An 11,239-nucleotide genomic window follows, 5' to 3' on the forward strand; every position below is an offset into this window, starting at 1 on the left:
TCAGCGACCCTCGTACGCGGCCATCGCCGCCCGGACCCGCGGGGAGAACAATTCGGGCCCGAGGGCGTCCGAGTACGCCAGGCCCTCCTCGGTCAGGCGGAGCCGGTCGCCGTCGTCGAGAAGCCAACCGCGACCCGCCCAGCGGCCGAGTTCGTCACCGAAGTGCTCGGCCGGGGCTGCGCCGAAGCGGGACCGGTAGTCCGCCACCGGCATTCCCGCCGCCTGCAGCACGGACTGCAGCAGGTGCCTGCGCCGCGCCTCGTCACCGGTCATCTGGTGGCCGACGACGGCACGACGGAAGTCTCCGGCCGGGGTCGCCACGTAGTCGTCGATGATGGCCCGCACCTCGTGTGCGCCGACCGCATAGTCGAACGAGTAGTGCAAATCCCTGGTGTATGACCGGGCGCCGCACCCGAGTCCGATCATGCCGTCGGTCTGGCAGGCGTGGTCGTTCGGACCGGTATCGGGGGCGTCGGCGCGCCGGAACATCCGCATCGACTCCTGCACATACCCGGCGGCCAGCAGATGATCGCGGCCCCGGCGGTACAGATCCATGCGGTGCGCGTCCCACTCCGGATCGGGACCGACGCGACGCCGGGCCAGCCCGGTCAGTGGCCGCACGTACAGCGGGTACAGGTACAGCTCCTCGGGTCGCCAGGCCAGCGCGGCGTCGAGGGACGCGGCCCACGACTCCGGTGTCTGCCCGTCGATCCCGTAGATCAGGTCGATGTTGAGGACGGGGATGGCAACGTCCCGGACCCGTTGCAATGCGGCCTCGACGTCGGCGCGGCGCTGCGGCCGGACGGCGGCGCGGGCCTCGATGTCGTCGAAGCTCTGCACGCCGAGGCTGAGCCGGGTGGCGCCGCGGTCCGCGAGGACCGCGAGCCGGTCGGCGGTGGCGGTCGCCGGCGACGCCTCCACCGACAGGGGCACCGCCCGCAGGTCGGCACCCATTCCCTCCGCGATGTCGCACAGCCGGCCCAGCTCCGCCGCGGTCAGGTACGTGGGGGTCCCGCCGCCGAACGCCGCCGTCGCGAACCGGGCCGACGACGCTAGCGACTCGCGCACCGCCGCGGACTGCCGTTCGAGGGCGTCGAGGTAGCGGGTGGTCAGCTCGTCCGGGGCGCCGACCCGGGTGAAGAGATTGCAGAACCCGCACCGCACCTCGCAGAACGGGATGTGCAGGTACAGCGACAGCGCGTCCTGCGGTTCGTCCGCCCACAACTCGGTCAGCGCCGGGCGCGGGTCAAGCGGACGGTAGGCGGTCTTGTGCGGGTAGGCGTACACGTAATTCTGGTATGGCGCAACGTATTCCACTGCAACGGCGGTCATCGGGGTCCCTCCAGGAAGAAATGGGCGTACGGCACCGTCCACACCGCGGGGTGGCCGAGCCGGTGACCGGTGTAGCCGTCCTCGCCGTACGTCGTGCCGTGATCCGAGCACACGATCGCGAAGCACCGGCGCCGGCTCGACACCACGTCGAACAGCCGGCCGATGTGCCGGTCCACGTACTCCAGCGCCGCCGCGTGCGTGGCCCGGGTGTCCCCGGCGGCCGCTGTGGCGCCGTCGGCATGGAACCAGTTCGGCTGGTGCAGCGCCGAGACGTTGACGAACAGGAACAGCCGTTGGCTGGCAGGCAGCCGGTCGACGATCCGGGCCGCGAGGTCCGTCTGCGCCTCGAACGACGTCGGCGAGGTCACCCCGAGGTCGGGCGACCAGTGCGCCTCGGCGAACAGGTCGGGCAGCACCGAGCCAAGCGCCCCCCGGCGGTTGAAGAAGCCGACACCACCGATGCATGCCGTGTGGTAGCCCACGGAGGCAAGGCCCGCAACGATATTCGCCTCCGGGAACACGAAGGTCCCGGCCGCGGTGGATTCACTGCCACCGAACTCGGCCGCGAACAGCCGCGGGTGCGGGCCCTGTCCCACCGGGGTCGGCAGGAACCCGGCGAACATCGCCTGGTGCGAGGCGTACGTGAAGCTGCCGGGGGCGTGCCGCTGTTCCCACCGACCGCCGGGCAGGTGCCGCGCCAGGTTCGGGATCCGCCCGGCCGCCGCGAGCTCGCACGCCACGTCGTAGCGCAGCGTGTCGAGGGTGACCATCAGAATGTCGTCGGAGCCGACGACCGTGTTCATGTCGGGCTGTGTCGTCTCACGCTGTGTCATCTCACGCTGCGGCATCGTCGATCCATTCGTCGAGTGCGGCCACCTGCGCCGCGTAGGTGTCGAGTCCGTCGGCGCGACCTGGAAGCCCGGCCAGGCCGGGAAGCAGGTCGCCGAAGGCGTTCACCTCGCCAACCGCGGCGCCGCGCCAGCCCGCGGCGGGCAGCAGGTCCACACCGACGCACAGGGTGCGGGGGAAGCAGGCGGCCGCCGACTCCGCGACGGCCAGCGCCCGGTCCCAGCCGTAGCCCACGGACTCGAAACCGGACCGCGCACTCTCCAGGTCGCCGCGTCGCCCGCCCAGGTGCAGGTTGGTCATCGGGTGACCGCTGATGCGGAGTACCGCGTGGGTCGCCCGTCCGGCGACCACCACCACCCGCAGGTCGGCGACGCCACCGGCGGCCGACGGCTTCGGCAGCCACGCCTCGATGTGCAGTGTCTCCCCGGCCACCGCGTCGACGACGGCGCCGACCGCGTCGTCGCCCGTGTACCGACGCACGCGCAGCGAGTTGTGCACCCCGTCCGCGGCGATCTCCACGCTGCTGCGGGCCTGCACCCGGCCGCCGGAACCGATCTCCACCGCCACCACCCCGGCCGCGGACGAGCCGTGCGCCGGCTTGACGAAGAACCGCCGCAGCCCCGCCGCGACCGCCAGGTCCCGCACCTCAGACCAGTCTCGCGGCACCGGGGCGCCATCACCGGAGGTCGGCGACACCGGCACCGGCACACCGGCGTCCGCGAGGACGCCGTGGCAGCGCCGCTTGTCGAACAACACCGCCAGATCGTCCGGGTCGGTCAGCAGTCGCCCGCCCCGCAGCGTCCCGACGGCGGCCGTCAGCGCGGCGTACCACCGCGGGCCGCCCCCGATCCGGGTCGGGTCGCCGGGACCGCGGAGCAACGCGTCGACGTCGGGGTTCTCGCCGGGCGAGTCGAGGCGCACCACCTCGTCGGGCTCGAATCGTGCGCCGCCCGTGGTGAGTACGTCGCGCCAGGGCACCACCCGAGGGGCGGGGAGACCGGAGCGAGCCGCGGCGGCGAGGAACAGCGTGACGCGCCGGTTCTCCGAGTTGCCCACGACCGCGAGGCGGGGACGGGTCATTCGCCGACCGCGACCGACCGGTAGATGGTGCCGTCGTACTCATCCTCATCGGCGTCGCCGCCGTCGAGGTTCAGGTCCGTGCCTGACGACGCGAAGACCGCCCGGATCCGGTCGCGCATGTCGTCGGTCAGATAGTTGTGGTGCAGGTCCAGGGATTCGAGATGGGTGAGGGACTGCCCGGCGAGCAGTGCCTCGGCGCCCTCGTCCTGGAGGATGCCCTTCGACAGGTCCAGGTGCCGCAGCCGCGGCACGATCGCCGCCGCCGCGACCGCGGCGGCGGTGTCGTTCTGATACTCGCAGTTCACCAGCGCGAGGCGCGTGAGGCCGGGAAGCCGATCGCCGGCGAGGATCGGGGCGAGATCGTCGACGGTCGAATCGGCCCCGTAGTTCTCGTCACCGAGCCACAGCTCCAGGTCGGTGAGTGCGGGCAGGTCCGACGCGGCCACCGCCCGGACCACGTCGCCGGGCAGTCCGCCCGATTCGATCGTCAGGCTGCGCAGGTGCTGGTGCCGCACCGGGCTCAGTTCCAGCTGATTGCCGCCCCGCACCCCCAGGTGCTCCAGCCGCGGGAAGGCCGTGAGGAGGGCGGTGACGTCGGACTGCACGATCCACGAGATCTCGCAGTCCTCGAAGGTCATGTCCCCCAGGAACAGTGCCCGCAACGCGGGGAGCTCGTCGGCCGCGGCGACGAGTGCCGCCACCACGCCCGCCGAACTGGTCTCGTACGGCTCGGACCAGCCCCCTACGACGATGGCCTGCACGGACGACGGGTCGACCGCGGTACGAAACGTCGCGAACGCCTCCGGCCACTCGATCTCGGTGTCGTACGTGGGCACCGAGATTCGCCAGGCCACCGGACCGGATGGCGCGGGAACGGGTGTCCCGTCGATGGGAAACTCGACGACGGGACGGCCGTGGAACTGGTCCTGCAGCGTGCTGATCACCGTGCGCTCCTGGGTGCTCGTGGGGTCGGCGGCCAGTATGCCGGAGCGAGCCGACACCGCCGCCGACACCGCACTCGGGCTCCCCGGTCAGGCCGCCATGTCGGGCGCGATCATCTCCATCTGCTCGAGGACGAGTTTGATCGCGGCGGGCTGCTGGTCCGGCGGGTAGCCGTGCCGGACCAGCAGCCGCTTGATCTGCGAGCGCAGCTTCGCCTTCACGTCGTCGCGTTGGGTCCAGTCGGTCCTGATGTCGCGGCGCATCACGGCGACCAGGTCACGGGCGATGTCGGCGAGCTTGCCCTCCCCCTGCTGCTCGACGGCGGACGGGTTCTGGCTGACCGCGTCGTAGAAGGCGAGTTCATCCACCCCGAGCGGCGGATCGAAACGCTTCCCGCGGTCGGCCTCCCTGGCAACCTCCTGCGCCATCTCCACCATCGCCGCGATCACCTCGGCGGAGGTGAGCTGACTGTTGGTGTACTTGCGCATCAGTTCCTGCAACCGGGCCGAGAAGGCCCGCTGGCGGACAATGTTGTGCCGAGCGGCCTTTCGCGACTCCTCGTTGATCAGCGTGCGCAGCGCCTCGATCGCGAGGTTGGGGTTGCGGGCCTGCTGGGTGCGGGTGATGAACTCGACGTTGATCTCCGACAGCGCCGGCTTCGGCATCCCCGCCGCGGCATAGATGTCGAGCACGTCACCGGATTCCACCGACGCTGCCATCAGCGTCCGCAGCGCCCGCTCGACGTCCTCGGGGATCACCTGGCCGCGCGCCGCCCGATCCTCGGCGTCGAACTTGGCCATGTAGACGCGGACCTCCTCGAAGAACTTCGCGTCGCCGACCTGCCCGCGCAGTTCCTCCCGGCTCCCGCAGATCGCCCACATCCGGGACAGCTGCGACGAGAACATCCGGTACCGGGCGGCGAGCGTCTCCTGCCCCTCCCCGACCTGGTTCTCCGGGTTCCGGGGGTCCCGCAGGTGGTCGACGGCGCCGAGCGCCGCGCGAACGTACGACTGCGGGCCGGGTTCGCGGAGCTTCACCTTCCAGTCGTACCCGTGCAGGATGTTCCCGAGCTTCGTGAGCAGGTTCTTCGCGGTGTCGATCGCCGCGTCGATGTCGCGGCCGAGCGGCCTGCTCTGCCGGTCGGATTCGGTGTACTCGGCCAGCGCCGCGGCGAGGTTGTCGGCGACCGGCGCGTACGCGACGAGCAGCCCGTCCTGCTTGCCGCGGAAGGTGCGGTTCACCCGCGCGAGCGCCTGCATCAGCAGTGCACCCTTGAGCGGCCGGTCCAGGTACATCGTGTGCAGCGGCGGCGCATCGAAGCCGGTGAGCATCATGTCCTTGACGATGACCAGTTCGAGTTCGTCGTCGATGTCCTTGAGCCGCTTCTTGATCACCGCGTTCGCCGAGTCGCGTCGCACGTGGTCGCTGATCGGCGGCTGATCGGCAGCGGTGCCGGAGTAGACGACCTTGATCCGGCCCTTGTCGAGGTCGTCGGAATGCCAGTCGGGGCGCAGCGCGACGATCCGTGAGTACAGGTTCGCGCAGATCTCCCTGGTGCCGCCGACGATCATCGCCTTGCCCGGCGCGGTGGGGTTCTCGGTCGACCCGACGAACTCGCTCATCGCCGCGCGTCGGGTCTCCCAGTGCGTCACCAGGTCCCGCGCCAGCTGGTCGAGGCGGGCTGGCGCCCCGTAGACGGCGTTGACGACCGCGACGCTGCGCTCGATCCGTTCCCGTTCGGTGTCGTCGAGGCCGACGGTCACCTCGTCGGCGGTCGCGTCGAGGTCCGACTCGCTGACCCCGTCGGCGAACGCGACCTTGACCAGCCGACTCTCGAAGTGGACGGGGACCGTTGCGCCGTCCTCGACGGCCCGGGTCAGGTCATAGACGTCGATGTAGTCACCGAACACGTCGCGGGTGTTGCGGTCCTCGAAGGAGACCGGGGTGCCGGTGAACGCGATCAGCGCGGCGTGCGGCAGGGCATCGCGCAGGTGTCGGGCGTAGCCGTCGAGGTTGTCGTAGTGGCTGCGGTGCGCCTCGTCGACCACGACGATGATGTTGCGCCGGCTCGACAGCAGTGGATGCGCGGCACCGGAGTCCCGCTCCTCCTTCGTCCTCCCGAACTTCTGCAGGGTGGTGAAGTAGATGCCGCCGGTGGTGCGGCCGGACAGTTCACCGCGCAGTTCCTCCCTGCGTCCGATCTGTCGCGGTTGCTCGGGAAGCAGCTGCGAGCGCGCGAACGTCTCGTACAGCTGGCCGTCGAGTTCGGTGCGGTCGGTGATCACCACGATCGTCGGGTTGGCCAGCTTGGGGTGCCGGATCACCTGGGCGGCATAGAGTTCCATCTCCATCGACTTGCCGGAGCCCTGGGTGTGCCAGACGACGCCCGCCTTCCCGTCGGATTCGACGGCATGCACCGTTGACGCGACGGCCTTGGTGACCGCGAAGTACTGGTGCGGCTTGGCGATCCGCTTGACCAGGCCGTGCTCGCCCTTGTCGAACGCGGTGAAGTTGCGCAGCAGCTGCAGGAATCGTTCCTGGTTGTAGAGGCCGAACATCGCAACCTCCATCGCCGAGGCGGCGGTGGCGGCGACGGGTGCACCGTCGTCGTCGACGTTCCACGGCGAGAAGTGGTTGTAGGCGGTGAACGGGGTGCCGTACCTGGCGGTGATCCCGTCGGACACCAGCGTGAAGACGGCGAACCGGAACGCGAGCGGGAACTCGGCGACGTAGGTGCACAGCTGGGCGTGCGCCTCCATCAGACCGGCGTGTTCGCTGCCCGCCCGTTTGAGTTCGATGATGCCGACCGGCATTCCGTTGAGGTACAGCACGACGTCGAACCTGCGGTGATGGTCTCCGCGGCGGACGGTGACCTGGCTGACCGCGAGCCAGTCGTTGTCGTCGGGATGGGTGGACACCAGCCGGATCGTCGGGGTGACCTCGGCGCCCGCGTCGTCGGTGTAGGTGACCTTGCGGAGGCCCTCGACGAGGTACCCGTGCACGGTGTGGTTCTCGGCGAGCGCGTCCATCGAGCCTGCGGTCGCGACGATCGCCGCCGCCTGATCGACGACATGGGCGGGCAGCTCGGGGTTGAGTTCGGCGATCGCCGCCCGCAGCCGCGGGGCGAGGAGCAGGTCGTCCCAACCGGCCCGCGCACCGGTGCCCGGCGCGATCTCCGCACCCGGCATCGGCTTCCAGCCCAGTTCGCCGAGCGTTTCGAGGGCGAGATGTTCCCATTCGGCCTCGGTCAGGCCCTGCTCCGCCATGCCTGCTCCCTCACTCATGCTGATCAATGTAGATGGGCGGTGCGGCGTTTACCTCCGCCGAGCGCACGATCGCAGCCCCGCTGGACGCCGACGCTACCTTCGGTCGATAACCCCCCTTATCACTGTCCCGCTTCCTGATTGCCTGTTTGGTCGCCACGATTGCGGCACACCACCAGCACACGTCAGGAGCAGCCGTGATGGATCACCTCGACGCACCGGATCCGGGCACCGGGGATTTCCCCGACCGGATCTCCCGCGCCGCATTGGCGGTGCGGATCGCGGCCGGAGTGGTCGGGTGCGTCGCGCTGGCCGGGCTCGCGTTCGCGATCGATCACGCGAATCGGCCGGACGGGCGCCCGTTCGAGTTGACCGGGCAGGTGGCGACGGGGCCGACCACGGCCGCCGACGACACCGTCGACGGCGACTGCTCCGGCGGGGTGGCACCAGGCGCCGAGGTTGTCGTGCGGGACGGGGCGGGCACGCAGCTCGCGACGGGCCGCGTCGACACCGACACCCCCGTCGACGGTGGGCACGCCTACGGCTTCTCGGTCGCGGGCGTCCCCCGCGGCCACGACAGCTATCGGGTGACGGTCGGCGACCTCGGGGCCGTCGTCGTCTCCGCACCGCAGGCCGAGGCAGGCCTGCTGTTCCTCGTCGCGACCTGATTCCGGTTCTTGCGACTTCTCCTTCACCGAAAGGCCACATCATGTCCGCACCCCAGGGGCCCGGCCCCGCCCCGCAGTACCCAACGCCCGGAGCACCGGCAGCGCCGCCGAAGAAGACCAGGAAGTGGCCGTGGATCGTCGGCGCAATCGCCGCGGTGCTCGTGATCGCCGGTGTCGCAGGCGGCGGTGACAAGGACGCGACGACCCCGGCACCTGCCGCGCCGACCGTGGCGTCCGGCGAGCCCGGCCCCGCCGCGGCGGCCCCCGAAGCCTCGGAGACCCCGGACGCCGGGATCGGTAGTCCGGTGCGGGACGGCAAGTTCGAGTTCACCGTGACGAACGTCGAGACCGGACTGTCCTCACTCGGGGACAACCCGTACCTGGAGAAGCAAGCCCAGGGACAGTTCGTGGTCGTCACGATGACGGTGCTGAACACCTCCGGAGAGCCGAAGGGTGTCAGCCCCGGCGACCAGAAGCTGTTCGACACGCAGGGCCGCGAGTTCAGCGCGGACACGTCGGCCGGACTGAACCTCGATACCGACGTCGCGTTCTGGGACGAGATCAATCCCGGCAATGCGGTGACGTTGAAGGTGGTCTACGACATGCCAGCCGACGCGGTTCCCGCGTCGATGGAGCTGCACGACTCGATGTTCTCCGGCGGGGTGGAAGTGGCACTGCAGTAGTTGATCTCGCACGAGGCGGTGGGCATGAGGGGTGCCCACCGCCCCCTGCGTCGCCACTGTCAGCTTGCCGATGACCCGCTCGTCCGTGGAGTTCAGAAGGGCGGCGGTTCGTCCTCGACGGCGCACGTGCCCGACCCGTCGCCACTGGTTGCCTCGGTGCTGCCTGGATGACCGTCCACCGGCGGCGCTGCGGGGTGGCAGTCGAGGATGTACGCCAGGTCGGCTTCCACTCCCCTGCCGTGTGATGGATCGAAGAGCCGCGCGATGGTGTCCCGGTCGGTGAGCGTGACACCCAGGCGCTCCGCGATCTCGGCATCGGAGGCCGCACCGACCAGTGTGGTTTCCGAGCCCGCCCCGCTCGATGCCGAGTCACTCGAATCCGGCTCACCCGAATCCGACTCATCGAATGCCGGTTCGTTCCATGCTGGCTCGCCGCGGTCTGCGATACCGGCCTCGACCCCGTGGTCGGTGTCGTCGGTGCTGAACTCGCCTGCCGGTTCGGTGATGACGAGTTCCCTCGCCGGGGAGGTCCATTCGAGGCGACCGCTGCCGATCTGCCGCACGGTCCATCGCCCGATTGTCTTGAGGCGGTGGTGCCGCCGGCAGAGGCAGGCCAGGTTCTGTTCGACGGTCCAACCGCCGGATTCGGGGTTGGCGTGGTCGAACGGGATCGTGTGGTCGATGTCGCAGGCGGCGGCGCGAACGCCGCATCCCGGGAATCGGCAGCCGCCGTCCCTGGCGCGGACGATCTCCGCCAGCCGATGGGTCGGGCGGTAGGTCAACTGGTCGCGTCTGCGTTGGCTGTGTTCCCGGATCGCCGCCGGGGTGATCCCCGCGGCCGACAGTGCGCGGCCGACGCCGAGGATCGTTCCGTGCGGGAGGGTGCCGGATCGCCGCTTCGACAACCACGCCCCGTCGGAGCGGTCGTCTTCCGTCTCGTTGCCGGGCGCGCCGCCGTGCCCGGTGTGTCCGCACAGCGCGTCGAGCAGCGCCTCACGGTCCGCGTCGGTGAGGGTGAGTACCTTCCGCCAGGTGCCGTCCGCCGCGAGGTCCCTGGCGAGATCGGCGTCGATCCACCCGTGCCCGGCGAGGAAGCCGGGCAGGTCGTCGAGCCCGAGCAGCGTCGTCAGGTTCACCCCGACGTGAATGGTCGTGGGCGGCAGCGGCCGCATGGCCGCACCGCTTCGATCGTCGACGACCGTTTCCACCGCGCCGGCGCCGCGCGCACCGCTCCCGTCAACAGCACCACGGTAGGCATCGCCACCGTCCGCGGCATCACCGTCCGCACAGGCACCATCCCCCGCATCATCGGCCGCGGCACACACGCTGCTCTCGCCGTCCGCGCCGTCGTGATCGTTGCTGGCCACCCGCGCCGAGTCGCTGGCCGTGGCCGCCGCGGGCCCGTCCGGCCGGGGCCCGTCCTGCGGCGGCTGCGAACTCCCGAGCTGCGCGCAGTCCGCGCGACCGCAGAGGCAGCGCAGCCAACCGGATCCATCCGCCAACGCGACCAGCGCGTCGGCCCGGCGCTGCGCCAAGGTGCGTGGGTCTCCCGCGCAGACCTCGAACGACATCTTCCGCAGCCGCATCGCCACCAGCTGGCCCGCCGGGCCGGGCAGGGTGCCCTCCACCGTGCAGGTTCCGTCGTCGTTCGCGTAGAAGCGCATGTCCCGGTCGGCCTCGCCCTGCTCGCGCCGCGCCTTCGCGCCTTCCGGATCGTGCCGGGCGATCAGGCGCCGGGCCGCACGGCGGATCATCGACGTGGTCGCCCCGTCGATCCCGTTCAGGAGGAGCTGCTCCACCAGCTCCACCTTGTCGGCGGACACATTGGCCATCGCATCCGAAATGGCCTGGGCCCGAGCCTGATCAATGCGGCCCGACGCGAACGCCTCCGACGTCGCGTGCAGTCGCCATCGCAGGTCAAGGCCCAACCCGATCCACCGCCGCGCCACCGGCTCGGTGACCGTCAGCATCACGCCGACCTCGACGTGCGCGAACTCGCCCTGGAACGCCTCGTTGCAGCCTCGACGGGCATCGTCCGCGCACCGCGCCAAGTACACCGACGCCACCGCGTCGACCTCGAGGAACTGGGCGCGGGCAATCCCGGCGTGCCGATCTCGCAGCACCGCAGTCCATTCGATGTCCGGGACACCAGAGAGGATGCCGGGAGCCTCCGTTTCCATCGACGGATCCATCGACGTCACCCCCGCCTGCCCCGAACCCCCCGACTCGAACATGGGTTCTATCGTACGCGCGTTCGAAGGCAATGGCCAGGGTTCGGCGCTACCCGATCAGCTCGGTGATGGTCACCGTACGATGCCGCCCGTCGAGGGAGAGTCCCCTGGGGTGGTGGGAATCGGGTGAGACCCTGACCTGCAGGATCGGCCGCGTGTCGGTCCCGTAGCAAGGACGGGCCATCGCGTAG

The 11,239-nt window shown here is 70.4% G+C and carries 8 protein-coding genes; 2 read left to right on the top strand and 6 right to left on the bottom strand.

Features of this window, described 5'->3' with window-relative positions; genetic code table 11:
* The 5 genes from ACFWPA_RS13940 to ACFWPA_RS13960 form a co-directional block, all read right to left on the bottom strand.
* On the bottom strand, positions 1-1,332 hold the full coding sequence (locus ACFWPA_RS13940; RefSeq protein ID WP_378570548.1) for an STM4012 family radical SAM protein: 1,332 nt from the start codon (positions 1,330-1,332) through the stop codon (positions 1-3).
* Positions 1,329-2,180, bottom strand: coding sequence for an STM4013/SEN3800 family hydrolase (locus ACFWPA_RS13945; RefSeq protein ID WP_378570550.1), 852 nt, complete (start codon positions 2,178-2,180; stop codon positions 1,329-1,331). The genes ACFWPA_RS13940 and ACFWPA_RS13945 overlap by 4 nt, the downstream gene beginning before the upstream one ends.
* Positions 2,167-3,261, bottom strand: coding sequence for an STM4014 family protein (locus ACFWPA_RS13950; protein WP_378570552.1), 1,095 nt, complete (start codon positions 3,259-3,261; stop codon positions 2,167-2,169). The genes ACFWPA_RS13945 and ACFWPA_RS13950 overlap by 14 nt, the downstream gene beginning before the upstream one ends.
* On the bottom strand, positions 3,258-4,205 hold the full coding sequence (locus tag ACFWPA_RS13955) for an STM4015 family protein (protein ID WP_378570554.1): 948 nt from the start codon (positions 4,203-4,205) through the stop codon (positions 3,258-3,260). The genes ACFWPA_RS13950 and ACFWPA_RS13955 overlap by 4 nt, the downstream gene beginning before the upstream one ends.
* An 87-nt stretch (positions 4,206-4,292) precedes the next feature.
* Positions 4,293-7,469, bottom strand: a complete 3,177-nt coding sequence (locus tag ACFWPA_RS13960) for a type I restriction endonuclease subunit R (RefSeq protein WP_378570565.1) — start codon at positions 7,467-7,469, stop codon at positions 4,293-4,295.
* A 197-nt stretch (positions 7,470-7,666) separates the two neighbouring features.
* Here ACFWPA_RS13960 and ACFWPA_RS13965 point away from each other — a divergent pair, with 197 nt between their 5' ends.
* Both ACFWPA_RS13965 and ACFWPA_RS13970 read left to right on the top strand, forming a co-directional pair.
* Complete coding sequence (locus ACFWPA_RS13965; protein ID WP_378508309.1) at positions 7,667-8,134, top strand: hypothetical protein; 468 nt, start codon at positions 7,667-7,669, stop codon at positions 8,132-8,134.
* Positions 8,135-8,175: 41 nt separating this feature from the next.
* Positions 8,176-8,817 (top strand): DUF4352 domain-containing protein, encoded by a 642-nt coding sequence (locus ACFWPA_RS13970; RefSeq protein WP_378570556.1) that lies wholly within the window; start codon positions 8,176-8,178, stop codon positions 8,815-8,817.
* 92 nt (positions 8,818-8,909) lie between these two features.
* Here ACFWPA_RS13970 and ACFWPA_RS13975 read toward each other — a convergent pair whose 3' ends face one another.
* Positions 8,910-11,051: a DUF222 domain-containing protein gene (locus ACFWPA_RS13975; protein ID WP_378570558.1), complete on the bottom strand. Its 2,142-nt coding sequence runs from the start codon at positions 11,049-11,051 to the stop codon at positions 8,910-8,912.
* Between the last annotated feature and the right edge of the window lie 188 nt (positions 11,052-11,239).

The sequence above is a fragment of the Rhodococcus sp. NPDC058505 genome, from assembly GCF_042720095.1.
GTDB lineage: Bacteria > Actinomycetota > Actinomycetes > Mycobacteriales > Mycobacteriaceae > Rhodococcus_G.